We start from the raw sequence: 25829 nt of genomic DNA on the forward strand, positions 1-25829 counted from the left end.
GCCCAAACACCTGGAGTATGCACAAATAGCACTCTAATATAGAGCGGAAGTAGAGATCTGGCATAGGAGTATATGCGTCGGCAAAGGCGCATCCGTTACCAGGCGCGATGGTGAACTCCGGCCGCAACGAAAAGCATGCCACACGCCTTGGCGCCCGGAATGCCGGCTCAGATCTGGTCCACCACGAACAGCCGGCGATGCTCGCGCATCGCATAGCGGTCGGTCATGCCGGCAATGTAATCGGCCACCTGGCGCGCTTGCTGCGGCAGCCGCTCGGCGGCCTGGGTCGGCAGTTGGTAGTCGGGCGGCAGCAGGGTCGGCTCACGGATGAAGGCGTCGAACAGCTGGGTGACGATGCGGCGCGCCTTGCTGGTCATGCGATTGACCTGGTAATGCTGGTACAGGTTTTCCCGCAAGAAGCGCTTCAACTGCACTGCCTCGTTGCTCATCCGCTCCGAAAATGCGATCAGCGGCGCGCCGTTGCGCACATCGTCCACGCTCTGCGGCCGGGCCGCATCGATCCGCTCCTGCGAAGTCCGGATCAGATCGATGATCAGCGCGTTGATCATGCGCCGCACGGTTTCATGGATCGCGCGGCGGCCGTTGATGCCGGGGAATTGGCTCTCGACCTCGCGCTGATGGCGCGCGTAGAAATCGATCTCTCCCATTTGCCCCACCGACAGCAGGCGGGAGCGCAAGCCGTCGTCGATATCGTGGTTGTTGTAGGCGATCTCGTCGGCCAGGTTGGCCAGCTGCGCTTCCAGCGACGGCTGCTTCCGGTCGATGAAGCGCTGGCCGATTTCCGCCAGGTTTACCGCATTCGCCAGCGAGCAGTGCTTCAGGATGCCTTCGCGCGTCTCGAAGGTCAGGTTCAAGCCATCAAAGGCGCCATAGCGCTGTTCCAGCGTATCCACCACGCGCAGGCTTTGCAGGTTGTGCTCGAAGCCGCCGAAGTCCTTCATGCAGGCGTTCAGCGCATCTTGCCCGGCGTGGCCGAATGGCGTGTGACCGAGATCGTGCGCCAGTGAAATCGCCTCCACCAGATCTTCGTTCAGGCGCAGGTTGCGCGCGATCGAGCGGGCGATTTGCGCCACTTCGATGCTGTGCGTCAGGCGCGTGCGGAACAGGTCGCCTTCATGATTGACGAATACCTGGGTTTTGTACTCGAGCCGGCGAAACGCGGTCGAATGGATGATGCGGTCGCGGTCGCGCTGGAATTCGCTGCGCGTGGCCGGCGCCGGCTCATGCAGGCGGCGCCCGCGCGAAGTCGCCGGGCTGGCAGCATACGGAGCGAGCGGCGCCGGCGAGCCCATCTCAGCCGACACTGGCCTGCAGCGTCGCCAGCAAGGCTGCGCGCGGCACCGTGGTGATCAGCGGCATGCCGAGCGGCTTGGGCAAAATGAAACGGATTTCTCCGCCCTCGTTTTTCTTGTCGACCTGCATCAGCTCCAGCCAGCGTCCGGCACCCAGGTCCGGCGCCGTCACCGGCAGGCCGGCGGCGCGCACCAGGGCGGCGATCCGATCCTTGGCGCCGACGTCGACAAACCCGAGCCGCTGCGCCAGACCGGCCGCCATCACCATGCCGCAGCCGACCGCCTCGCCATGCAGCCATTGACCGTAACCCAGCCCGTTCTCGATCGCATGGCCGAAGGTATGGCCGAAATTCAGGATCGCGCGCAAGCCGCCTTCGCGCTCGTCCTGGCGCACGACGTCGGCCTTGATCTCGCACGAGCGCTGGATTGCATAGGCCAGCGCCGCCGCATCGCGCGCCACCAGCTTGCCGATATTGGCCTCGATCCAGTCGAAAAACACGGCGTCAATGATGACGCCGTACTTGATCACTTCGGCCAGACCGGCAGCCAACTCGCGCGCCGGCAACGTATCCAGGGTCGCGGTGTCGGCCAGCACTGCGCGCGGCTGGTAAAAGGCGCCGATCATGTTCTTGCCGAGCGGATGGTTGATCCCGGTCTTGCCGCCGACCGAGGAATCGACCTGCGCCAGCAGCGTGGTCGGGATCTGGATGAAGGGCACGCCGCGCATATAGGACGCCGCGGCAAACCCGGTCAGGTCGCCGATCACGCCGCCGCCCAACGCGATCAGAGTGGTCTTGCGATCGCATTTTTCCGCCAGCAGGGTATCGAAGATGCGCATCAGGTTGGACCAGTTCTTTTCTTCCTCGCCGTCCGGCAGCACGATCTGCACGATCTCTTTGCCGGCGGCCGCCAGCGTGTGCCGCACCTGCTCCAGGTACAGCGGCGCCACCGTGGTGTTGGTCACGACCGCCACCCGCTTGCCGCAAATATGGGGACCGAGCTGGGCGACGTCGGACAATAGCGATCGTCCGATCGTGATCGGGTAACTGCGCTCGCCGAGTGCAACCTGCAGCGAGAGCGGTGAGGACGATTGTGCCATGCGTGGTTCTGTCAAAGGTTGCGCCTGAGCCGCCGGTGCGGCGCCTTGCTGCGTAATGATATCGAGTTGGCCGAGAATCGACTGCACCAGAAGTTGCACGTTGGGGCGGCCGGTTTCGATGATGAGGTCGGCGATTTCAAGGTAATACGGCTCACGTTCCCGTGCCAGTTCCTCGATCCGGGCGCGCGGATCGGCGGTTTGCAACAGCGGCCGATTGCGGTCGCGGCTGGTTCGCTGCAGGATGCTGTTGACGCTGGCGCGCAGGTAAATCACCGTGCCGCGGCTTTTCAGGTATGCGCGGTTTTGTGCGCGCAGTATCGCGCCGCCGCCGGTGGCCAGCACAATTCCGTCTTCCGCGGTGAGGTCGCGGATGACCTCCGTCTCGCGCTGGCGAAAACTCTCCTCGCCCTCGATCTCGAAAATCCACGGAATCGAAGCGCCGGTGCGCGCCTCGATTTCATGGTCGGAGTCAACGAATCGCTTGTTGAGTCTTTTCGCCAGCGCGCGGCCGACAGTGGTTTTGCCGGCCCCCATCAGGCCGATCAGAAATATGTTGTTTGATGACATCCATCTATTGTGCATCAAAAAAGCCGGGCCCAGCCCGGCTTTACATTGTCACGGATATTGTTTTTGGCGGCAGACGAGGTCCTTCGAAAGAATCCTGGAGCCGATTATTCGGCCGTGTCCGCTCAACTCCTTTCAGCTTTTTTAGCCACGCCCCGCCATCTTGCTGGCAACGATTTTGGGCGTAATAAAAATGAGTAATTCCGTCTTGTTATTGGTGCGGCCGGTGGTTTTGAAGAGATGCCCGAACACCGGAATATCGCCAAAGAACGGTACTTTCGCCACCGAATCGCGCTCTTCTTGCTGGAAAATGCCACCCAGAACCACGGTACCGCCGTTCTCAACCAATACCTGGGTTTTCACATGCTTGGTATTGATTGCAAAACCGGCCCGCGTTTCGTCGCCGACGCTGTCTTTGTTGACGTCGACATCGAGGATGACGTTGCCATCCGGGGTAATTTGCGGCGTCACTTCCAGTTTCAGGTTGGCCTTGCGGAAAGCGATCGAGGTGGCGCCGCTGCTGGTCGCCTGCTGATACGGCAATTCCGTACCTTGCTCGATCAGCGCCTTCAATTGATCGGCGGTCACCACGCGCGGACTGGAGATCACCTTGCCCTTGCCATCGGCTTCCAGAGCGGAGATTTCCAGATTCAGGAAACGATTGGCGGCAGCCGAGAACAGGCTAACCGCCAAGCTGCCGGGGTTGAGGCCGTTGATGTTGGCGGCCGGCAGATTGACGAACTGCGAGTTGGGAATGAAGCTCCCCTCCGTCACCTTGGCCTGGCCGGTTTGTTCGCCGACGCCAAGATAGTTGCCTGTCAACGCGACCCGGTTTTCGCCGCCAATTCCATAGCCAGTGGTGCTCCCGCTCAACGTGCGCAAATCGGTGAACCCCAGTTTGGCCCCCAGATTCTTGCTGAATTTGTCGTCGGCCTCGACGATGCGCGCCTCGATCAATACCTGGCGAGAGGCAATATCGGTCTTTTGCACCAGCGTGCGTATGTCTTCCAGCTTGGATGGAATATCGGTGACGAAGAGCTGGTTGGTCCGTGGATCGATGACCGCGCTGCCGCGCTTGGACAGGATGCGATTCTTGGTATCGCTGGTGCCATCGAGGCCGAATACCAGCTTGAACGACTCCGCCTTCTGGTAATTCAACTGGAAGGTTTCGGTTTTCAGCGGCTCCAGATCGGCAATCTGCGCCTTTTGCTCCAGTTCCAGCTTTTCCTTGGTCAGCAATTCGTCTTTCGGCGCGATCCAGAGCACCGTGCCATTCTTGCGCATGTCCAGACCCTTGGCCTGCAGCACGATATCCAGTGCCTGATCCCACGGCACGTCTTTCAGGCGCAACGTCAGGTTGCCGTTCACGGTGTCGCTGGTGATGATATTCAAACCGGTAAAGTCGGCAATCACCTGCAATACCGCACGCACTTCGACGTTCTGGAAATTCAGCGACAGTTTTTCGCCGCGATAACCCTGCGTACCCTGGGTCAGCTTGTTGGGGTCTTCGGTAATCGGCTTGACTTCAACCACCAGTTGCGAATCACTTTGATAGGCGCTGTGTTCCCACAAGCCCTTCGGCTCGATCACCATCCGCACATTGTCGCCCTGCGGGGTCGTGGTAATGGAACGTACCGGTGTGCCGAAGTCACCGACATCGAGCCGGCGCCGCAACACGTCCGGCAAGCTGGCCTTGAAAAAATCCACCACGATCGACGGTCCCTGCTGCCGCACATCGACGTTGACCTGGCTGTTCGGCAAATCGACCACGACCCGCCCTTCGCCCGCCGCGCCGCGCCGGAAGTCGATGTCGCGCAATGCCCGCGCGGCCGCTGCCGGCTGCGTCCCGGCGGCAGCAACGACCGGTATTCCGCTGGCATTGACGGCGGTGGCGAGGCCGCCCGAGCCGTCGATTGTGACCACCACCGTGTTGCCGTCGATCGCGGTGGCGTAATTCAGCGGCCGATTCAGGTTGAATACCAGCCGCGAACGGTTGCCGGCTTGTACCAGGTTCACGTTGCGCACGTCGCCCAGGCCGATCTCTTGCGCCGATTTGCCAGTGGCGTTACCAGTATCGGCAAAATCCAGCGCAATGCGGGCCGGGCTGGTAATGGCGAAACCGAGCGGCGGCTTGCTGACCGGATTCTTGAGGCCAATCCGGACGATGGTATTGGCGCCCTGCTGGTTGGCAACCACCGATTCGATCGCGTTTTCCTGGGCCAGTGCACTACCGCAAATCACCAGCGATGCAGTCAGGACGGCATGTCTTGCCCATGTACGCATCGACGCTCCGATCTGGTTGGCCTTGGGTTCAATTGCCATCATTTGTTGGTCTCCTGCAACTCTAGTCTGGCGGGACGCTCTATCCAGTCTCCGGACGCGTCCTGGACGATTTCCTTTAGTTCGACTGCGGATTCGGAGACGTTGGTGATCATGCCGAAATTCTGTCCGACATAATTTCCAATCTTTACCCGCAGCACCATTTTGTCGGCTTGCAAAAGCGCGTAGCGCAGTCCGCCTCTTTCCAAAGTGCCAACCATGTGCAGGGTATCCAGCGGATAGCTCTCGAGCGGTTCGCGGCGGCGCTGCAGATCCGGCTTGATGCCATTGCCGCCGACCGCCTGCAGCTTGGCAAATGCTGCTGCCATTTTCTTCGCGTTATAGGGATCGATCCCCTCCGCGCCGGCATAGGCGAATGGCGTAAATGTCTTGGGCGCCGACAATTTCGGAACGACGATCCGGGTCTGCTGCCGGACTTCAGCCATCCATTGCCTGACTTCGGGTACGCCATCGTCACCGCAACCGGCCAGCAACAAGGCCAGTAAGCCGATGGAACAGGCCTGGAGCAGGCGGGAACGGTTCATTTCTTGGCTCCCGTTTTTTGCGCCGCGGCCTTGCGCTGCGCCGCGACTTCGTCCAGATCCAGGTAGCGGAAGGTCTTGGCGACCGCCTCCAGCGCCAGGTTGCCGTCTTTGCCGGCCACCAGGTTCATGCTGTTGAGCGTCACGATGCGGGGCAGGTTGGCGATATCGCTGGTGAAGGCGCCGATGTCGTGATAATTGCCGCTGATCTTGATGTCAATCGGCAGTTCGGCGTAGTAATCCTTCACCACCACCTGACCTGGCTTGAACAGCTCGAACTGCAGACCGCGCCCCAGGCCGGCCTGGTTGATGTCGGACAGCAAGGCATCCATTTCTGCCTTGTTCGGCAATTGTTTTTCCAGCGTGGCGACGTATTGTCCGACCAATTCCTTCTGTTTGCGCAAACCGTCCAGATTGATGGCCTGCTGCACCTTGGATCTATAGTCTTCTTTCAGTTTCTGTTCTTGCTGGGCGCCAAAATCGAGCGTGTCAAGCTGGTCGCTCCAGTATGCATACCAGCCGAGTGCCAGCACGACCCCGAACACGCCGACCCCGCACAGGAGGCGCGGCACCAGCGGCCATTGGCCGGGATGGCGGCCATCCAGATCGCGGAACTGGGCAGCCAGCGCGCTGCCCACATTTTTCATATCTGCCATGACACGTCTTTCATATCAGGGTTTCTTCGTGGCAGCCTGGGCCGCGCCGGAGTCGGCCCTGTCCTGGTCGCGTGGGCGCTTGATGTCAACCGTCATGGTGAAGTTGAAGATCTTTTTGGCGTCCTTGCCTTGGCCCAGAGCGGCCGAGCGGATCTCAATCAGGTCGGGACGTTCCAGCCAAGGTGAATGGTTGCCGAAATTGCGCAGCAGTTCGGAAACCCGCTCGTTGGATTGCGCCACGCCGGTAACCTGAATCCGTTGGCCGTTCTGCTTGAACGCGCTCAGGTAGATTCCTTCCGGCACCTGCTTGACCAGTTCGTCCATCAGATACACCGGCTGGTTGCGGTCGGCCTGCAAATCTTCCACGGCCTGCTGGCGCGCCTTCAGCGCCTCGATTTCCTGCTTGAGCGTGGCAATTTCCTTGATTTGCTGGTCCAGCTTGGCGTTTTCCGCCTTGATGAAGTTATTGCGCTGATCCTGGGCCGAAATCCGGTTGCCGATCACGCCACCGACCACCAGCACCACCAGGCTGCCAAGGATGGCGGCCAATAACAGCATCGAAAAAAAAGCGCTGCGACGTTGCTTACGCCTCTCTTCCCGATGCGGCAGCAGATTGATCCTGATCATCGCTCGAACCTCCGCAGCGCCAGCCCGCATGCCACCAGATAGGCCGGCGCCTCGCTGCGCAGCTGCTTTTCGCGCACGCTGGTAGCCAGTTGCATGCCCTTGAAGGGGCTGACCACCGAGGTAGAAATCCTGCTGCGCTCGGCGACGACGTCCACCAGGCCGGGGATGATTGCGCAACCGCCGGCCAGGAAAATCTGGTCGATCTTGGTATAAGGGGTCGAGGTGAAGAAAAACTGGATGGCGCGCGTGACTTCCAGCGCGGCATTCTCCAGAAACGGCTTCAGCAATTCCTGTTGATAGCCATCCGGCAAATCGCCGGAACGCTTCTTGGCGTCCGCTTCCTCGTAGGACAAGCCATACGCGCGCACGATGTCCTGGGTCAGTTGATGGCCGCCGAAAGGCTGCTCACGCTCGTAGATCGCATTTCCATCCAGCAGTACGGAGATGTGCGTCAGTTGTGTGCCGATTTGGAACAGCGCGATGATTTGATCCTGGCCGCCTTTTGGCAACTGCGCCACCAGGCGGTCAACCGCCGCGCGCGCGGCATACGATTCAATATCCATGATGACCGGCTTCAGACCGGCCGCCTGTGCCACGGCCACCCGGTCTTCGACTTTTTCCTTGCGGGTTGCCGCCAGCAACACCTCGACATCCTCCGGCGCATTCTGCGCCGGCCCGATGACGTCGAAATCGAGGCTGACTTCGTCCAGCGCGAATGGGATGTACTGGCTGGCCTCGCTCTCCACCTGGACTTCGAGCTCGTCTTCCGACAGGCCACCCGGCAAGATGATTTTTTTGGTGATCACCGCTGCCGGCGGCATGCCGAGCGCCGCCAATCTGGCGGTCGACCCGCTTTTTTTCCAGACCCGGCGCACGGCTTCAGACACTTGTTCGATGTTTTCGATATTGCCATCCACCACCGCACCGCGCGGCAATGGCTCGGAGGCGAAGCGTTCCAGACGCAACTCGTTTTTACCGGCTTCCGCCAGTTCGACCAGCTTGACGCTGGACGTGCTGATATCCAGCCCGATCAGTGGCGGATTTTTTTTGCCAATCAACGATCGAACATCTAGAGTCAAGGGGAGATTCTCCGAGGAACGTATTTCTTACTGGGAACGCATACCGAAAATACTGGTCAAATCACCGCTTGCCGTCATAAAACACGTTTAAAAACCAGTATTTAGACCGCACTCGTCAAACGTTACATTAAATCGTAGCAACAAGCGTTGGAAAGTGTAAAGGAATTTCCACCCGGTAATTTATAAATCCGTTGCCAAAACCCCACTGCGGGCATGATTGGTCATGTCGGGTGGCGCCGTCCGCACCGACCTTTGACGCGGTTTTGAGCCGCTATAATGCGTTCCACCACTATCGCTGACTCTCCTCTCCTGCATGGCTTCTCAAGACCCGGCTAAAAATTCGTCTCGTGGCGCGCCCGCACCACGCCGTTCCCTGGTACTACGACTTGGCTTCGGCCTGGTTGGCACCCTGCTCGGACTGGGACTGTGCGGCGCGCTGCTGATCGGCTTCATGCTGGCGATGGCCTATCCGAATCTGCCGGCAATCGATACGCTGACCGATTACCGGCCGAAGATTCCGCTTCGCATCTTTTCCGCGGACAACGTCCTGATCGGCGAATTTGGCGAGGAGCGGCGCGACATGGTACGCATCAAGGACGTGCCGGAAATCATGAAAAAAGCGGTGCTGGCGATCGAGGACGACCGCTTTTACGAACACGGCGGCGTCGACTATATCGGCGTCGTGCGCGCTGCACTGCACAATCTTTCCGGCGGCGCACGCCAGGGCGCGTCGACCATCACGCAGCAGGTGGCGCGCAATTTCTTCCTGTCCAGCGAACAGACCCTGAAACGCAAGATTTATGAAGCGTTGTTGGCCTGGAAGATCGAGCAGACGCTCTCCAAGGATCAGATCCTGGAGGTCTACATGAACCAGATTTACCTCGGGCAGCGCGCCTACGGCTTCGCCTCGGCGGCGCAAATCTACTATGGCAAGAAGCTGCAGGACTTGAGCATCGCCGAAGCCGCCATGCTGGCCGGGCTGCCGAAGGCCCCCTCGGCCTACAATCCGGTCGCCAATCCGAAGCGTGCCAAGGCGCGCCAGCAATACATCCTGCAACGCATGCACGACCTTGGCTACATCACCGATGCGCAATACGAGCAGGCCAAGAAAGAAGAGTTGCACGTCAAGACCGACAGCTCCGAGTTCGGTGTACACGCCGAATATGTCGCCGAAATGGCGCGCAAGCTGGTGTACGACCAGTTCAAGGATGAAACCTACACGCGCGGATTGAATGTGTTTACCACCATCACCAAGGCCGACCAGGATGCGGCCTACCTGGCGGTGCGACGCGGCGTGATGGATTACGAAAAACGCCACGGCTATCGCGGACCGGAAGGCTACATGGAAATCCCGGCCAACAAGAACGATGCCGACAGTGCGATTGAAGTCGAGCTGGCCGACCATCCCGACAGCGACGACATCGTCGCCGCGGTGGTGTTGGAAGCCACGCCCAAGCTGATCCGCGCGGTGCTCTCATCCGGCGAGGAAATCCAGATCAGCGGCAACGGCCTGGCGTTCGCCACCAACTTGCTGAGCGCAAAAGCGCCGCCCAACCGCCAGGTCAGGCGCGGCGCCATCATCCGCGTGATGCAGGAAGGCGCGCACTGGAGCGTGACGCAGATGCCGGAAGTGCAGTCGGCTTTCGTCGCGCTCAGCCCGGACGACGGCGCGATCCGCGCGCTGGTCGGCGGCTTCGACTTCAGCCGCAACAAGTTCAACCACGTCAGCCAGGCCTGGCGCCAGCCGGGCTCGTCGTTCAAGCCGTTCATCTATTCGGCCTCGCTGGAAAAGGGCTTGTCGCCGGCCACCATCATCAACGACGCGCCGATCAGCTTCTCCGCCGGGCAGACCGGAGGTCAGGCTTGGGAGCCGAAAAACTACGACGCCAAATACGACGGCCCGATGACGATGCGCACCGGCCTGATGAAGTCGAAGAACATGATTTCGATCCGCATCCTGGAAAAGATCGGCGCCAAGTACGGCCAGGAGTACATCACCCGCTTCGGTTTCGAGGCCGACAAGAATCCAGCCTACCTGACGCTGGCGCTGGGCGCGGGCGCGGTCACGCCGCTGCAGATGGCCGGCGCCTATTCGGTGTTCGCCAACGGCGGCTACAAGATCAATCCCTACCTGATTTCCAGGATCACCGACGCCAGCGGCAACGCGCTATCCGAAGTCACGCCCGACAAGGCCGGCGACGAAGCCAACCGGGTGATCGACGCGCGCAATGCCTTCCTGATGGACAGCATGCTGAAGGACGTCGTGCGACGTGGCACCGGCGTCAAGGCAATGTCCTTGAAGCGCACCGATCTGGCCGGCAAGACCGGCACCACCAACGATTCCTTCGACGCCTGGTTTGCCGGCTATCAGCAGCACCTGGTCGGGATTGCTTGGATCGGATTCGATCAGCCGAAAAATCTGGGCAACCGCGAGACCGGCGGTGGCCTGGCATTGCCGATCTGGATCACCTACATGCAAACAGCATTGAAGAACGTGCCGAGCGCGGAGCGCCCGATACCGGACGGCTTGCTGCAGGCCAATGGCGAATACTATTACGCCGAGTATCCGCCAGGCAGTGGCGTACGCACCATCGGCTTGGCGGACCTGGGCACCGGCACGCCGGAAGAGCAAAAAGCGCGCGAGGCGGTGAAGAACGAATTGTTTTGAGCGCGGCCGCCGCTTCAGCCAAGTACCTCCAGCGTCAGCGGCACGCCCGCTTGGGCGCTGATCATCCGCCCCAACGCCGCCCACAGTTCGGTGCCGTTGCGGGTATCGATCCAGCGCGCGCCGGCGCGCCGGTAATGAAAGCCGCCGGCTTTCGACGCCACCCAGATTTCCTGCATTGGCGCCTGGCTGTTGACGATGATCTTGCTGCCGTGTTCAATCAATTCGATCTCCAGCAAATTGCCGCTGCGGCTGCATTCGAGGTCGAGTCCGCTGGCGTCGGCTGCGCGCTCCAGGGCGGCTTCCAGAGCGTCGAGCGTGGCTTCGGCGCAGGCCAGGAATTCAGATTCCGTCATGCTACACTCCGGTCAGTTTTCCAAAAACAGCGATTGTAAACGTGAAGCCTTCCCTTGATCCGGCGCGGCGCGCTTCCGCCGCGCTGCGCAGCATACTGTGCGCGGTGGCGCTGACCAGTCTGCTGGCCGCCTGTGGCCAGAAGGGGCCGCTCTACATGCCGGTGCGGCCGGCGCCGCTGGCGACCACTCCGGCGGCCGGCAAGCCGCCCGCAACAGAAGTCGCACCGACGCCAGCGCCGCTGCCCGTTCCCCCGCTCCCGCCAACCAATAAACCGCTCTGACCATGTCGCATTTTGCTTACAAGAACGGCGTCCTGCACGCCGAAGAGATGCCGTTGCCGGCGCTGGCCGCGCAATTCGGCACGCCGACCTACATTTATTCGAAAGCCGCGCTGCTGGAAAATTACGGCGCCTATGCCAACGCCTGCCGCGCCCATGGCCGCGGCGAGGATACGGCGCTGGTGTGCTATTCGGTCAAATCGAACTCGAACCTGGCGGTGCTGAACCTGCTGGCGCGCGCCGGCTCCGGTTTCGACATCGTCTCCGGCGGCGAGCTGCTGCGCGTGATCGCGGCCGGCGGCGATCCGCGCAAGGTGATCTTTTCCGGCGTCGGCAAGGGCCGCGAGGAAATGCGGCTGGCCTTGTCGCACCAGATCGCCTGCTTCAACGTCGAATCGATTCCCGAGCTGCACCGGCTGAACGAAGTGGCCGGCGCCATGGGCCGGCGCGCGCCGGTGTCGCTGCGCGTCAATCCCAACGTCGATGCCAAGACCCATCCGTACATCTCGACCGGCCTCAAGGAAAACAAATTCGGCGTCGCCTACGAAGACGCGCTGGCCTGCTACCGCACCGCGGCGGCGCTGCCGCACATCGAGGTGGTCGGCATCGATTGCCACATCGGCTCGCAGCTGCTGGACGACGCGCCGCTGCTGGAAGCGCTGGACAAGGTGATCGAACTGATCGACCGGCTGGCGGCCGAGGGCATCGCGCTGCACCACCTGGACATCGGCGGCGGCATAGGCATCACCTACGACGACGAGCGGCCGGTGGCGGTCGGCGATTACCTGGCGCGGCTGTTCGCCCGGGTCGACGCCTGGCGCAGCGAAAAATACGGCGGTGCGCCGATCAAGGTGCTGTTCGAGCCGGGGCGCTCGATCGTCGGCAACGCCGGCATCCTGCTGACCGAGGTGCAATACCTGAAGCACGGCGCCGAAAAGAATTTCGCGATCGTCGATGCCGCCATGAACGACCTGATGCGCCCCGCCATGTACCAGGCCTGGCACGGCGTGCAGCCGGTGCGGCAGCGCAGCGCCGAGCCGCAGGTGTACGACGTGGTCGGTCCGGTGTGCGAGTCGGGCGACTGGCTGGCGCGCCAGCGCACGCTGGCGCTGGAGGCCGGCGACCTGCTGGCGATCATGTCGGCCGGCGCCTACGGCATGACGATGGCCTCCAACTACAACACGCGCGGGCGGGCGGCGGAAGTGCTGGTCGATGGCGCGCAGGCGCACCTGGTGCGGCGGCGCGAAGCGCCGAGCGAGCTGTTTGCGCTGGAATCGCTGCTGCCAGCAGACTGAGCCACTTCAAGCAACCCGATTGTTTCGGTAGTATGATGCAAAGACGACCACTATACGGCCGGAATTTAGGCATTGCGCCGGGAGTATAGGATATCACGCGCGCCCCTCCCAGCCACTGGCTGGGCCCGCCGCATCAAGTCCCGGGATTGCGCCGCGCTCCGTGCAGCGCGGCGGGAGTGGCCGCCCGCTGGTTCGTCCGCACCCGCGCCCACCACCAGTAGACCCGCGCCAGCAGCAGCAGCGCGACGATTGTGCCGAGCAGGATCGGCTGCGCGAAATCGTGCTTGCCGGCCTTCATCCACCAGAAATGCAGGATCGCCAGCGGCGCGATCAGGTAGATCAGCCGGTGCAGCCATTGCCAGCGCCGGCCGCCCAGCCGGCGCACCATGCGATTGGTACTGGTGACCGCAAGCGGAATCAGCAGCACGAAGGCGGAGAAGCCGACCGTGATGAAGGGGCGCTTCAAGACATCCTTCCACATTTCCTGCAAGTCGAAAAAGTGATCGAACCAGAGGAACGTCGTGAAATGCAGCGCGGCGTAAAAGAACGCGAACAGGCCCAGCATGCGGCGCAGCCTGATCAGCCAGTTCCATTTCGACAGCCGCCGCAGCGGCGTCACCGCCAACGTCAGGCACAGCAGGTACAGCGTCCAGTCGCCGGTGTTGCGGGTGATGAATTCGATCGGATTGGCGCCCAGCCGGTCGCCCAGCGCAAATACCACCAGCCGCGCGAACGGCAGCAGCGCCAGCAGGAACAGCGCCGCCTTGATCCCGGCAAGCTGACGCGGAGTCGGGTAAAACGCCGGCAGCGCGTCGCGCGCGGCCAACTCGGCGGGCTTCAAAAAAACCTCTTCAAGTCCATCCCGCTGTAGAGCGAAGCGACGTCGCCATAGCCGTTGAACATCAGCGTCTTGCGCTTCCTGGAAAAGAAACTGTCTTCACCGATGCGGCGTTCGCTCGCCTGCGACCAGCGCGGGTGGTCGACCTCCGGGTTGACGTTGGAATAGAAGCCGTATTCCTGCGGCGCCGCGATGTTCCAGGCGGTGCGCGGCTGCTCGCGCACGAAGCGGATCTTGACGATCGACTTGGCCGACTTGAAGCCGTATTTCCACGGCACCACGATTCGCACCGGGGCGCCGTTCTGGTTCGGCAGCACTTCGCCGTACATCCCGAGCGCCAGCAGCGTCAGCGGATGGTTCGCCTCGTCCAGCCGCAAACCCTCGACATACGGCCACTCCAGCACCGGGCTGCGCAAGCCGGGCATCTGCTTCTTGTCGGCCAGCGTGACGAATTCGACGTACTTGGCGTTGCCGGTCGGCTCGACTTTGCGGATCAACTGCGCCAGCGAATAGCCGATCCACGGAATCACCATCGACCAGCCCTCGACGCAGCGCAGCCGATAGAGGCGCTCTTCCAACGGCGCCAGCTTCAACAAGCCGTCGATGTCGAGCGTGACCGGCTTCTTCACCTCGCCTTCGATGGCGACGGTCCAGGGCCGGGTTTTCAGGTTGCCGGCGTTTTGCGCGGGATCGGCCTTGTCGGTACCGAATTCGTAAAAGTTGTTGTAAGTGGTGGCGTCCTTGTAAGCGGTTGGCTTGTCCATCACCACATAGGCCGGATTGGCCGCGGCCGCCAGCTTCTGCGCGCCCGGCGCCTGGGCGAAAGCCTGGCGCAGCGACAGGTCCAGCAGGGCGCCGCCGGCGATCGAGCCGAGCGCGACTTGCTTGATGAAAGTGCGGCGCGACTCGAACAGCGCACGCGGCGTGATTTCCGAGGCGAACGGCAGATCGATGCCGTTGGGATTGCGTTTGATCAACATGATTGCTCCGTGTGACAAGTGATGTCCCCGCTCCCGCGGGGATGTTCCTCAAGGATTGAGCTGGCGCTCCACCGCGCTGGCGATATCCAGCAGGCGCGCCTTGTCGATGCTGCCAGACAAGGCGTAGCCGTAATCGCGGTCGATCCAATAGAACGCGCTATTGCCATTCTGCTCCATGATTTTGAAGCCCGCCGTGCGCGGCTGATGGGTGGCATTCCGGATCGTCAAGGTCAGACGCTGGCCGTCGGCCGCCTGGTACATCAGTTGCGCCAGCGGCATGCCGTCGGCCGGCAGCAGGCGGCCGCCCAACAGCGCAAAGCCCTGCGCATTCAAGTCCGGCGCCCGGATCGGCATCTGCAGCCGTTTCGAGAGCCAGGCCACCAGATGCGCTTCCTGCTGCGCCGGCACTTCGACCGGGTGGCCTTGCTCGGCGGTATAGGTGACATGTGCGAGCAGTGCCTGGTGCGCGAAGCGCGCCGAAGCGCTGGCCGCGCTGCCGCCCCCTGGCGCCGGCAACATGCCGTGCGCGAACCAGCCAGCGGTCAAACCACAGGCCAGCCAGGCGATTGCCGCCGCCAGCCCCTGCGGCCATACGCGCCGATACAGCGTCTGCACCAGGCGCTGCGGAATCGGCTCGTTCAGCACATGGTCGAAGTCGCGGTGCAACGCCTGGGCTTGGGCGCGCCATTGCCGCACCTGCGCGGCGGCGTCGGGATGCGCGGCCAGATACGCTTCGACCGCCGCGCGCCGCGCCGGATCCAACTGGCCGTCGGCATACGCGTGCAATTCCATTTCGCTCACGGTATCGGTACTCATCTCATTTGATCCGGGTCAGGGGCGCCGCCGCAGCGGACGGTGCCGTAGCAGCCTCGCCATACAACTGGCGCAGATGTTCGCGCGCGCGCGCCAGGCGCGACATCACGGTGCCGACCGGAATCCCCAGCACGGCGGCCGCCTCCTTGTAACTGAGTTGCTCCAGCGCCACCAGCACCAGCACTGCCCGATGCTCGGCGCTGAGTCGCGCCAGCCCCCGCTGCAGATCGAACTGCAGTTCCGGGTCGCCCGGCGCCACCGCTTCCGGCGCCTGCTCCTCGGCCACCAGCCGCAGCCGCTGCGCGCGCGCCGCGTCGTTCAAGTACAGCCGGTACAACATCGTGTACAGCCAGGCGGTCAGGTTGCTGTTCCAGCGGAATAGCCAGCGCCGGCTCAGCGCGCGCTCCATGGTGTCCTGCACCAGGTCGTCGGCCCACGCCGCATTGTGCGTCAACGCCCGCGCGTAGCGACGCAAACGCGGGATATGCAAAGCCAGATCGTGGGTAAAGTCGGACATCGGCGGAACGCGCGCAAGACCTTACGGTCGGGCAACGCGCCAGACGTTGTTGACGCCGTCACCGGTCTTGTCGCCGGGCTTTTGGTCCTTGACCCAGCGATACAGCGGCTTGCCCTTGAAGGTCCACTGCCGGGCGCCATCCTCGCGCGCGATGATGCCGTAGTCGCCGCGCGGCTGGTCATCGGCCTGCGCACGCAGCACCGGCCAGTTGAGCGCGCACTGGCCCATGCAGGCGCTCTTGCCGCTGCCGGCGGTGTCGCGGTCAAAGGTGTACAGCGTCATGCCGGCGGCGTCGGCCAGCACGTCGCCGGACGCCATGGCCGGCATCGGCGGCGCCGACATCGAAGCGCAGCCGGCCAGCGCGGCCGCCAACAGGAAGGGTAATACGGTAATGTGTTTTTTCATGGAATCCTCGCCAGTCAGGTTAATTGGTTGTGCTGCAGGTGCAACACACCCGGTTAAACAACCGGCGGGCGAGGTTTATTCCATGCGAGGAAAAATAATCCTAGAGCTCGCCGTAGGAATGCAGACCGGACAGGAACATGTTGACGCCAAGGAAGGCAAAGGTCGTGATCAGCAAGCCGATCAGCGCCCACCACGCCGCCACTTGGCCGCGCAAGCCCTTCATCAGCCGCATGTGCAGCCAGGCGGCATAGTTGAGCCAGACGATCAGTGCCCAGGTTTCCTTCGGATCCCACGACCAGTAGCCGCCCCAGGCTTCAGCCGCCCACAGGCCGCCCAGGATGGTGGCGATGGTGAAGAAGGTGAAGCCGACCGTGATCGACTTGTACATGACGTCGTCCAGCAGTTGCAGCGAAGGCAGCCGATCCACCATGTAGCCGTGCGACTTGGCCAGATAGGCCACTGCCACCATCGCCGACAGGGCGAAGGTGCCATAGCCGATGAAATTGGCCGGCACGTGGATCTTCATCCACCAGCTTTGCAGCGCCGGGATCAGCGGCTGGATCTGCGCCGCGTCGCGCGACACCATGTACCACAGCAGGAAGCCGACCGCGGCCGAGATCACCAGCAGCACGAAGGCGCCCATCTGGCGCGTGGCGTAGCGCTGTTCGTAGTACAGATAGAAGAGCGCGGTAATCAGCGAAAACAGCACGAACACTTCGTACAGGTTCGACACCGGGATATGGCCGACATCGGCACCGATCAGGTAGGACTCGTACCAGCGCACCAGCATGCCGGTGAAGCCGAACGCGACCGCCGCCCAGCACAGCTTGGAACCGAGCGCGGCACCGAAATCGGAGCGGGCGATGGTGCCGCCCCAGTAAAACAGCGTGGCCAGGAAAAACAGCGTACTCATCCACAGGATCGCCGACTGGCTGGACAACAAATACTTCAGGAAGAAGCTGCGGTTGGCCATTTCCAGATCGCCGCCATACAGCGCGATCGCCGACAGCGCGGTCAGGGCCAGCAAGGCCATCAGCGGCCGCACCGGCTTCCAGTACCAGCCAAGCCAGGCGAAGGTCGGCGCCGATGCCAGCAGAATCCCCTTTTCATAGTAGTCCATGTAGGGGCCGTAGCGATTCAGCGCGAACAGCACTCCGGCCGCCAGCGCCAGCGCATACAGCCAGTCCAGAGCGCTACGGCGGCGGAAAAACCCGGCCGGCGCGACATAAGCCCCATTTGCCGTTTGCATCTGTGTCAATTCCATTGCTTCCTCCAATATCAATCCGCGCCGTGCACCAGAGGCGCCCCGGGCGATGCTCACACGCTCGGTCAATTGCAGCCGTCAATTGCGCAAGACTACGCCGATTGCTGCAAACGTGCTTTGAGCGTCTCGAAATCCTTGTCGAAATCCAGGGTCTTGCGTTGCGAACTCATCGCCATCAAGGCCCGTGCGCCGGTTTCGCCCGGCACCTGCTTGACCCATACCCACAGCCGCCGTTCGCGGATGTAGAGCATCGAAAACACTCCCAGCACCAGCAGGATGCAGCCGAAGTAAACCACTGTTTTCCCCGGCGAACGGGTCAACTGGAACACCGAGGCCTTGATTTCTTCGAAGCCGGCAAGCTGCAGATACACCGGCGCGTCGTAGAACATCGCATCCGACAGCGCATTGGTGGCCTGTTGCATGAAACGGGCATGCTTGTCGTTCGGCTCCAGCTCCGGCAAACCGTCCTGGGCGCGCGCCACCTGCCACAAATCCCACAGGCTGCCGTTCAGGATCTTCATGAAGACGTCCGCCGCCCGCTCCTGCTCGGCGGCCGGGACCTGCTCCAGGAAACGCGAAATCGCCAGAAAACCGGCTTCCTTGCCGTTGCCGGCAAAGATCGACAGGCTCTTGGCGGCCGACTGCTGCAGCTGCTGCCGCATCTGCGCGCCGTCCGCGGCCTGCTGCGGCAACGCCCGCCGGGCGTAGCGCTGCGCCGCCGCGGCACGCAAATCGGGATTATTGAGGGCGCCGCGCAGACGCATCCATTCGTCCACCGTGTCAGCGTCATCAGCCGGAATGCGCAGATAGCGGAACTCTTCGGCCGGCGTATTGCGGATGCCGGCCAGGAATACATAGTTGCCGTCCACCGCCACCGGCTGCATGTAATTCAGGAATTCGCGCGCCTGGCCGGTCTGGTCGCGCAGCTTGTACTGCACGCTGGGGCCGACGTTTCTCAGGTCTTTCTTCTGGACGCTGTTGGCGCCGGAACCGAGATGCTGGCCCAGCCCTTCGATCAACGAGCGGTTGAAATTCTTGTCGGCATTCACGGCCCGCACATCCTGGCCGGAGCGCGCCATGTTTTCGACGTTGAAGGGCCGGAAGCCCGACCACTCGACCGTGTATTCGGCGCCATCCGCGGTTTTCAACGGCGTCGAACCGCTCACCTCGCCCGCCATCGCAAAGCTGGCGTTACGGCTGCCGCGCATTGGATAACCGGTCAGCTTCAGCTTGCTGCCGCCATCCTCGAAACTGGACTGGTAGATCGCGATGCCGTTGTAGATCAGCGGCTCGTTGACCTTGATGGTGGCCGCCAGCGTCTTGCCGGTCTGATGATCGGTCAGCACCACGTCGCTGGCGAACAGCTTCGGCATGCCGGTCGAGTAATAGTCGATGACGAAGCGTTTCAGGTGGATCGTGAACGGCAAATCCTGGATCAGCACGCCCTCCTGCTGCGACAGGATGACGGTGTTGCTGCTGGCGCCCTCCGGGATCAGCGTGTTGCCGCGGAAGGTGGGATTGCCCAGCCCGAGCCGGTGCTTGGCCGGGATGTCGGCGATGATGCCGTTGCCGGTGAAGGGCGTCTTGTTGAACATCCACTCCTGCAAACCGATCGGCAGGTTGGAATCGAGCATGCCGCCGATGCCGATGATGACGATCGCGGTGTGGGCGAAGATATAGCCCCATTTATTGGCGGCGCCCTGCTTGGCGGCGATCAGCGTCGCATTCTCTTTTTCCACCAGCTTGACCCGGTAGCCGCTGGCGCGGATGCGCGCCGCCAGATCGGCCGCCAGCGCCGCACTGGAGGCGGCCGCGTTCCACTCGGCATGATGATGGAAGTTGCGCAGCGATTGCTCGCGCACGTTTTCGCGCCAGCTGCGCATGTCGGCCAGCATCTTCGGCGCATTGCGCACTACACACAGCGAAGTCGACACCACCAGGAACGCCATGATCAGCAGGAACCACCAGGCCGAATACACCCCATACAGGCTGAACTTGCCGAACACCTCGAACCAGAACGGCCCGAATTGGTTGACGTAGTTCGGCATCGGCTCGTTCTGCTTCATCACGGTGCCGATCACCGAGGCGATCGAAATGATCGACAGCAGGCTGATCGCAAAGCGCATCGAAGACAGCAACTCGACCGCCTCGGCCAGCCAGCGCCGCCGGGTCTTCAGTTGCAGTCCGCCGGTAGAGATTTCCATATGGTTCCGACAATCCGTTCGTCAAAAAGCAAAAGGGGCAGCCCTCGCCGCCCCTCCCGCTTCAATGCATGATGTTATTGTTATGCGTGGTGCTTACTTCAGTCCGGCGACGTAGTCTGCCACAGCTTTCATTTCGTCGTCGGACATGCGCAAGGCGATCTGTTCCATCGGCACACTGTTCTTGCGCGTGCCATTGCGGAAATTCACCAGTTGCGCCAGCGTGTAGGTCTGATGCTGGCCGGCCAGACGCGGGTACTGGGCCGGAATGCCGGCGCCGGAAGCGCCGTGGCAACTGGCGCAGGCCGGCACCTGTTTGGCGGCAATCCCGCCGCGATAGATGCTCTTGCCGAGCAATACCGTATCCTTGTTCTTGGCGGCGCCCGGTTTTGCAGTTTGCGCCTCCAGGTAGGCGCCGATGTTTTGCATGTCGGCATCGGTCAACGGTTGCGCCATTGCGGTCATCACCGCGTTGTTGCGCGCCGGGCTCTTGAAATCGAGCAATTGCTTGTGGATGTAGGCGGCGATCTGACCGTCCAGCTTCGGATTTTCGGCGATGGTGGAATTGCCGGCCGCGCCGTGGCAGGCGACGCAGGCGGTGATGTTGCGGGCAGCGTCACCGGCGCTGTACAGCGCTTCGCCCTTGGCGGCATCGGGCTTGGAGGCGGGTTTGGCCTGGTCTGCGGCATAGGCAGCAGTCGCCGCCAGCAGCGCGACCGAGACAGTAACGACAAGGCTGGCAAACAGGCTTTTGGCAGATGGTAAAAACGCTTGATTCATTCAAACACCCTGGAGACTTGATTTTAAAATTCTGTCCGTGCTGCCGGTCGAATGGGCACCGGCCACCGTTGCAGCGCATCAATTCGCAACCCCTTATTGTACAATAGCTTCTCGGCATTTTTGCCGCCTCGCTGCATTTTCGCCGGAATCCATGTCCCTACTTTGGCAAGCCCGCTTCTTCACCACGGCCAATCATCTGCGCGATCTGCCGCATACGGAAGTCCCTGAAATCGCCTTTTGCGGCCGCTCCAACGCCGGCAAATCGAGCGCGATCAACGTCCTGTGCAATCAGAAAAAGCTGGCGTTCGCCTCGCGCACGCCGGGCCGCACTCAGCACATCAACTATTTTTCGATTGGCGGCGCCCACGTCGGGCAGCATCGCAAGGATGCCACCGTGGTCGAGGAAATCCGCGCGCTGCTAGTCGATCTGCCGGGCTACGGCTATGCCGAGGTGTCGGGCGGCGCCAAGCTTCACTGGCAGGAATTGCTGGGCAACTACGTCAAGCAGCGCCGCCAATTGGCGGCGCTGGTCTTGATCATGGATGCGCGCCGACCGTTCACGGAGCTCGATATCCAGATGCTGGAATGGTTTGCGCCGACCGGCAAGCCGGTCCACTGCCTGCTGACCAAGGCCGACAAGCTGAACCGCAGTGAAGCTGCCAACGCGCTGCGCCAGGCGCAGACGGTCCTGGCCAGCTACGTTGACGAAGCGGGCCGGCCATTTCCATTTACCGTGCAACTATTCTCATCCCTGAAGCGCATCGGGCTGGAAGAGGCCGACCGGCGCATCCTGCAACTGGTCGGACTGGCACCGACCTCGCCCGAACAATGATGGAGTATGCAACGAAGACTCGCATTCTTTAAGCGAAAATGACACATTCCTCATGGAGTATATGCCATACAGCAAACACAAGAGATTTTCGTCGGGTGCAAGCAGGCAAAAAAAACCCTGGAGAAAGGGGATTATCTCCAGGGTAACAATGCCTGATCGTTGAACGCCAGGCCCCGCTCAGGGAGGAGAAGCGGGAGACGAGCAAATCGCCTATTGCTAGGAGGGCGCGCATTCAATAAAGTTTCATGCCGCCGATGTTTTCGACTCGGATCAACCGAATTTTTGGAGAGTGCCATGCCCCGCCCCGCCCCCGCCGCTGCGTTTCCCGCCATCCGGATGCGCCGCATGCGGCGCGACGCCTTTTCCCGCGCGCTGATGCGCGAGCACACGCTGACCGCTGCCGACCTGATCTATCCGGTCTTCATCCTGGACGGCCACAATCAGCGTGAACAAGTGAGTTCGATGCCGGGCGTGGAGCGGCTCTCGGTCGATCTGCTGCTGCCGGTGGCCGAGGAGTGCGTGGCGCTTGGGATTCCGGTGCTGGCGCTGTTTCCGGTGATCCACCCGCAGCTGAAGACACCGGACGGCATCGAGGCGGCCAATCCGAAGGGTTTGGTGCCGCGCGCGGTGCGCGAATTGAAGGCGCGCTTTCCGGAACTCGGCATCCTGACCGACGTCGCGCTCGATCCCTACACCAGCCACGGCCAGGATGGCGTGCTGGACGCCAACGGCTACGTGCTGAACGACGAGACCAGCGCGCTGCTGGTGCGGCAGGCGCTGGCGCAGGCCGAGGCCGGGGTCGACATCGTGGCGCCGTCCGACATGATGGACGGCCGCATCGGCGCCATCCGCAGCGCGCTGGAAGCGCACCACCATATCTACACCCGCATCATGGCGTATTCGGCCAAGTATGCGTCGGCGTTCTACGGACCGTTCCGCGACGCGGTCGGCTCGGCCGCCAATCTCGGCAAGGGCAACAAGGCCACCTACCAGATGGACCCGGCCAACAGCGACGAAGCGCTGCGCGAAGTCGCGCTCGATCTGGCCGAAGGCGCCGACATGGTAATGGTGAAACCCGGCATGCCGTATCTGGACATCGTGCGCCGCGTCAAGGACGAGTTCCAGGTGCCGACTTTCGCCTACCAGGTCAGCGGCGAATACGCGATGCTGAAGGCGGCCGCGCAAAACGGCTGGCTCGATCACGACAAGAGCATGATGGAAGCGATGCTGGCCTTCAAGCGCGCCGGCGCCGACGGCGTGCTGACCTATTTCGCACGCGACGTGGCGCGCCTGTTGCGGCACGGCGGCTGAATGCGGCCCGTGCGGTCCGATCCGGCTGGCCGCTGGAGCACGCTCGGCATCGCGCTCTCCGGATTGCTGGCGATCATCGGCGCCGGCGCGCGCGACGCCACGATCTTCCTGCACTACGCGTTCAAGCCGCTCGCCACCGCGCTGATTTTCCTGTCGGTCTGGCGCACCGCAAATCCGGTCAATCCGCGCTACCGGCGCGCGGTGCTGGCCGGCATCGCCTTGTCGCTGTGCGGCGATGTGTTCCTGATGCTGCCCAAGGCAGTGCTGCCGGCCGGCTTCCTGCTCGGCCTGTCCAGCTTCCTGATCGCCCACCTGTTTTTCTTGCGCGCCCTCACTTCCGACGCGCGCCTGTTCGGCCAGCCGCTGGTATTGCTGGCCTTGCTGCTGGTGGGCGCGCTCAATCTGGCGGTATTGTGGCCGGGATTGGCGCCGGCACTGCAAGGCCCGGTGCTGGCTTACATGCTGTGCCTGGTGGCAATGGCGGCGCAGGCCATCTCGCGCCACCTGCAATGGCGCCGGCGCGGCAGCCGGTTGGCGGCGGCGGGCGGCCTGTTGTTCATGCTGTCCGACACCCTGCTCGCCTACAACAAGTTTTACGCGCCGCTTCCGCTTTCGGCGCTGTGGATTCTGGGCACGTACTACACTGCATTGGTCCTGATCGCGCGCTCGGTCGCGAACGACGAATCCCCGACCTGAACAGGAGGCTTCGATGCAAGAAAAGGTGATTACGCTGGCGACGCCAGTGTTTTTCCTGCTGATTTTCATCGAGCTGGTCGCCGGCCATCTGCGCCGGCGCAACACCTACCGCATCAACGACGCCATCAACAGCATCAGCCTCGGCATTCTCAGCCAGGTCACGGGCGCCTTCATGCTGCTGTTGCGAGTCGGCATCTACGGCTGGCTGGTCCAGCACATAGCGCTATTTGCGCTGTCGGCCGACAGCCTGTGGGTTTGGGCCGCCGGCCTGTTGCTGTACGACTTCTGCTACTACTGGCTGCACCGCATGGGACATGAAGTGAACCTGCTGTGGGCGGCGCACGTGGTGCATCACCAGAGCGAGGACTACAACCTCAGCACCGCGCTACGCCAGACCAGCAGCGGCGCGCTGCTCGGTTGGATCTTTTACCTGCCGATGGCGCTGCTCGGGATTCCGCTCGAAGTGTTCGTCGGCGTCGCGCTGATCGACCTGCTGTACCAGTTCTGGGTGCATACGCAACAGATCGGCAAGCTCGGCTGGTTCGACCGCGTGTTCGTCTCGCCGTCGAACCACCGCGCGCATCACGGCGTCAACGACATCTACCTGGACAAGAACTACGGCGGTATCCTGATCCTGTGGGACCGCCTGTTCGGCACCTTCACCGAAGAGCAGGACGACGAACCGGTGGTATACGGCACACGCGGGCCGCTGCGCAGCTGGAATCCGCTGTGGGCCAACCTCGAGGTCTACCATGCGATGTGGCAGGACGCCTGGCGTGCACGGCGCTGGCGCGACAAGCTGCGGGTCTGGTTGGCGCGGCCCGGCTGGCGCCCGGCCGACGTCGCTGCCGCCTGGCCAAAAGCGGCGTTCGAGCTCGATCGTCCGCGCTACGATCCGCCGCTGCCGGATGCTGCCAGATGGTATTGCCTGGCCCAGTTTGCGCTGGTGCTGTTGATCACCACCCACTTCCTGGCCGCGGTCCGCACGCTGCCGCTGGCGTACAGCCTGCCGTACGCGCTGTGGCTGGGCGCTTCCCTGTGGACCATCGGCGGCTTGCTGGAGCGGCGCCCGCATTACGTGCCGCTGGAAGCGCTGCGGCTGGCGGGCACGGCCGGCGGCGTGCTGCTGGGCGGAGCCTGGTTCGGCGCGCTGGTGCTGCCGGCCGCCGCCCAGGGCGCGGCGCTGGCGCTGGCCGCGGCCTCGCTGGCGGCGCTGTGGCTTGCCTTCAAACCCTCAAGCACGCTGCATGGATATCTTCCTGATCGCTGACAACCGGGTCACGCAAAGCACGGCCGTGCCGGAGGCGGCGCCGGCGCGCGGCTTCCTCTGGCTCGACGCCACCCACGACGAAGTGGCGGCCGATCCCGAGCTGTGGCGCGAGCAGATCGCGCGCGCCACCGGCACGCAGCTCTACGATCCGCACCTGACCGACGTCGTCAACCTGGCGCACCCGAGCTATTTCGATTCCACCAACGATTATGCGATGCTGGTGTTTCGCAAGCTGGCGCTGAGCCAGGCCGTGCCGGCCGAAGCCGCGGCTGAAAGTGCCGCCGGCACGGCGCCGGAAGCGGGCTTGCGGCGCAAGATCCCGCCGGCGCTGATGCAACTGGCGACGGTACCGGTTACCTTCCTGTTGATGGAGCACGCGCTGGTGACGGTGCACGCACGCAACAGCCGCACCATCGAGAGCGCCCGCGCGCGCCTGCTGGAATCGCGTGAACGCGCCGACGGCGGCGCGCACGGCGGACGCCGCCCGAATTCGCCGGAAGACCTGATGCTGCGCCTGCTGAACGCGATGGTCGACCAGTACCTGGAACTGCGGCAGCCCCTGACCACCCAACTCGATCGCTGGCAGCGCGCGCTGCTCGATCCGCGCCGGCCGTTTCGCGACTGGATGGCGCTGCTCGATGCCCGCATCGAATTGCGCAAGCTCGACCATCTGTGCGAGGAGCAGCACGACGCGCTGCAGGAATTGCGCGACCACCTGATCGATACCGGCAACGATGTGGAAATCAGCCGCAGCAAGGACCTGCTGCTGGTGCGCATCAACGACGTGATGGAGCACGTGACGCGCGTGCTGAATCATGCGCGGCGGCTGGAATCGTCGATCGAATCGGCGGTGCAGATCCACTTTTCGGCGATGTCGCATCGCACCAGCGAAATCATGCGCACCCTGACCGTGATCACCGCGCTGTTCATGCCGCTGACGTTGATTACCGGCATCTTCGGCATGAACTTCGTCGACATGCCCTTGCTGAAGGACAAGGCCGGGTTCTGGCTGACGATGGCGGCGATGGCGCTGGTGGTGGTCGCCATGCTGTTTTTCTTTCGCCGCCGGCGCTATCTGGACGAATCGGCGCCGGGCCGGCGGCTGCGCGAAAAATAGCGCAGTGCCCAA

General features: G+C 62.7%; 24 protein-coding genes. 8 read left to right on the plus strand and 16 right to left on the minus strand.

The features are described 5' to 3' along the window. Window positions 1-167 precede the first annotated feature (167 nt). The 7 genes from ACK2VC_RS07535 to ACK2VC_RS07565 form a co-directional block, all read right to left on the minus strand. Window positions 168-1313, minus strand: a complete 1146-nt coding sequence (locus tag ACK2VC_RS07535) for a deoxyguanosinetriphosphate triphosphohydrolase (RefSeq protein ID WP_486733193.1) — start codon at window positions 1311-1313, stop codon at window positions 168-170. Window position 1314: 1 nt separating this feature from the next. After that, a complete protein-coding gene (aroKB, locus tag ACK2VC_RS07540) occupies window positions 1315-2979 on the minus strand; it encodes a bifunctional shikimate kinase/3-dehydroquinate synthase AroKB (protein WP_486732979.1) in 1665 nt (554 codons plus the stop codon). Between the two features lie 141 nt (window positions 2980-3120). After that, window positions 3121-5259 (minus strand): type IV pilus secretin PilQ, encoded by a 2139-nt coding sequence (locus ACK2VC_RS07545; protein ID WP_486733194.1) that lies wholly within the window; start codon window positions 5257-5259, stop codon window positions 3121-3123. Between the two features lie 38 nt (window positions 5260-5297). Then, window positions 5298-5840, minus strand: a complete 543-nt coding sequence (locus ACK2VC_RS07550) for a pilus assembly protein PilP (protein ID WP_486732980.1) — start codon at window positions 5838-5840, stop codon at window positions 5298-5300. Continuing rightward, on the minus strand, window positions 5837-6493 hold the full coding sequence (locus tag ACK2VC_RS07555) for a type IV pilus inner membrane component PilO (RefSeq protein WP_486732981.1): 657 nt from the start codon (window positions 6491-6493) through the stop codon (window positions 5837-5839). Before ACK2VC_RS07555 ends, ACK2VC_RS07550 begins: the two co-directional genes overlap by 4 nt. A gap of 15 nt (window positions 6494-6508) precedes the next feature. After that, entirely contained in the window at window positions 6509-7120 is a 612-nt protein-coding gene (locus ACK2VC_RS07560) for a PilN domain-containing protein (protein WP_486732982.1), read from the minus strand. Next, complete coding sequence (locus tag ACK2VC_RS07565; protein ID WP_486732983.1) at window positions 7117-8199, minus strand: pilus assembly protein PilM; 1083 nt, start codon at window positions 8197-8199, stop codon at window positions 7117-7119. The genes ACK2VC_RS07560 and ACK2VC_RS07565 overlap by 4 nt, the downstream gene beginning before the upstream one ends. 313 nt (window positions 8200-8512) lie before the next feature. Between ACK2VC_RS07565 and ACK2VC_RS07570 the strand changes: the two genes are divergently transcribed. Beyond that, window positions 8513-10867, plus strand: a complete 2355-nt coding sequence (locus tag ACK2VC_RS07570) for a penicillin-binding protein 1A (protein WP_486732984.1) — start codon at window positions 8513-8515, stop codon at window positions 10865-10867. Window positions 10868-10881: 14 nt separating this feature from the next. On the opposite strand, the gene cyaY is transcribed toward ACK2VC_RS07570, so the two are convergent. After that, a complete protein-coding gene (cyaY, locus tag ACK2VC_RS07575) occupies window positions 10882-11220 on the minus strand; it encodes an iron donor protein CyaY (RefSeq protein ID WP_486732985.1) in 339 nt (112 codons plus the stop codon). Window positions 11221-11261: 41 nt separating this feature from the next. Between cyaY and lptM the strand changes: the two genes are divergently transcribed. Both lptM and lysA read left to right on the plus strand, forming a co-directional pair. Then, window positions 11262-11501: an LPS translocon maturation chaperone LptM gene (gene lptM / locus ACK2VC_RS07580; protein WP_486732986.1), complete on the plus strand. Its 240-nt coding sequence runs from the start codon at window positions 11262-11264 to the stop codon at window positions 11499-11501. A gap of 2 nt (window positions 11502-11503) precedes the next feature. Then, entirely contained in the window at window positions 11504-12793 is a 1290-nt protein-coding gene (gene lysA / locus ACK2VC_RS07585; protein ID WP_486732987.1) for a diaminopimelate decarboxylase, read from the plus strand. A 133-nt stretch (window positions 12794-12926) separates the two neighbouring features. Here lysA and ACK2VC_RS07590 read toward each other — a convergent pair whose 3' ends face one another. The 8 genes from ACK2VC_RS07590 to ACK2VC_RS07625 all read right to left on the minus strand — a co-directional run bounded on the left by ACK2VC_RS07590 (window position 12927) and on the right by ACK2VC_RS07625 (window position 20591). Then, complete coding sequence (locus ACK2VC_RS07590) at window positions 12927-13634, minus strand: protein-methionine-sulfoxide reductase heme-binding subunit MsrQ (protein ID WP_486732988.1); 708 nt, start codon at window positions 13632-13634, stop codon at window positions 12927-12929. Beyond that, entirely contained in the window at window positions 13631-14611 is a 981-nt protein-coding gene (gene msrP, locus ACK2VC_RS07595; protein WP_486732989.1) for a protein-methionine-sulfoxide reductase catalytic subunit MsrP, read from the minus strand. Before msrP ends, ACK2VC_RS07590 begins: the two co-directional genes overlap by 4 nt. A 48-nt stretch (window positions 14612-14659) precedes the next feature. Further along, window positions 14660-15427 carry an anti-sigma factor family protein gene (locus ACK2VC_RS07600; protein ID WP_486732990.1) on the minus strand — a complete coding sequence of 256 codons (768 nt, stop codon included), beginning with the start codon at window positions 15425-15427 and terminating at the stop codon, window positions 14660-14662. A 1-nt stretch (window position 15428) separates the two neighbouring features. Beyond that, window positions 15429-15941 (minus strand): RNA polymerase sigma factor, encoded by a 513-nt coding sequence (locus ACK2VC_RS07605; RefSeq protein ID WP_486732991.1) that lies wholly within the window; start codon window positions 15939-15941, stop codon window positions 15429-15431. 21 nt (window positions 15942-15962) lie between these two features. After that, window positions 15963-16346: a COG4315 family predicted lipoprotein gene (locus ACK2VC_RS07610; protein WP_486732992.1), complete on the minus strand. Its 384-nt coding sequence runs from the start codon at window positions 16344-16346 to the stop codon at window positions 15963-15965. Window positions 16347-16446: 100 nt separating this feature from the next. Beyond that, complete coding sequence (gene ccsB / locus ACK2VC_RS07615) at window positions 16447-17610, minus strand: c-type cytochrome biogenesis protein CcsB (RefSeq protein WP_486732993.1); 1164 nt, start codon at window positions 17608-17610, stop codon at window positions 16447-16449. A 92-nt stretch (window positions 17611-17702) separates the two neighbouring features. Next, window positions 17703-19814, minus strand: a complete 2112-nt coding sequence (locus ACK2VC_RS07620; protein ID WP_486732994.1) for a cytochrome c biogenesis protein ResB — start codon at window positions 19812-19814, stop codon at window positions 17703-17705. 93 nt (window positions 19815-19907) lie between these two features. Beyond that, window positions 19908-20591: a c-type cytochrome gene (locus tag ACK2VC_RS07625; protein ID WP_486732995.1), complete on the minus strand. Its 684-nt coding sequence runs from the start codon at window positions 20589-20591 to the stop codon at window positions 19908-19910. A 151-nt stretch (window positions 20592-20742) separates the two neighbouring features. On the opposite strand from ACK2VC_RS07625, the gene yihA reads away from it, so the two are divergent. From yihA to ACK2VC_RS07650, 5 genes are all read left to right on the plus strand, one after another. Further along, entirely contained in the window at window positions 20743-21423 is a 681-nt protein-coding gene (yihA, locus tag ACK2VC_RS07630; protein ID WP_486732996.1) for a ribosome biogenesis GTP-binding protein YihA/YsxC, read from the plus strand. A 294-nt stretch (window positions 21424-21717) separates the two neighbouring features. Next, entirely contained in the window at window positions 21718-22734 is a 1017-nt protein-coding gene (hemB, locus tag ACK2VC_RS07635) for a porphobilinogen synthase (protein ID WP_486732997.1), read from the plus strand. Further along, complete coding sequence (locus ACK2VC_RS07640; protein WP_486732998.1) at window positions 22735-23430, plus strand: lysoplasmalogenase; 696 nt, start codon at window positions 22735-22737, stop codon at window positions 23428-23430. A 13-nt stretch (window positions 23431-23443) separates the two neighbouring features. Beyond that, the gene (locus tag ACK2VC_RS07645) at window positions 23444-24700 is read left to right on the plus strand and encodes a sterol desaturase family protein (protein WP_486732999.1); all 1257 of its coding nucleotides are present in this window, start codon (window positions 23444-23446) and stop codon (window positions 24698-24700) included. Next, entirely contained in the window at window positions 24678-25817 is a 1140-nt protein-coding gene (locus tag ACK2VC_RS07650; protein WP_486733000.1) for a magnesium transporter CorA family protein, read from the plus strand. The genes ACK2VC_RS07645 and ACK2VC_RS07650 overlap by 23 nt, the downstream gene beginning before the upstream one ends. The last annotated feature ends 12 nt before the right edge of the window (window positions 25818-25829 follow it).

The organism is Herbaspirillum sp. WTB6 (assembly GCF_057457785.1).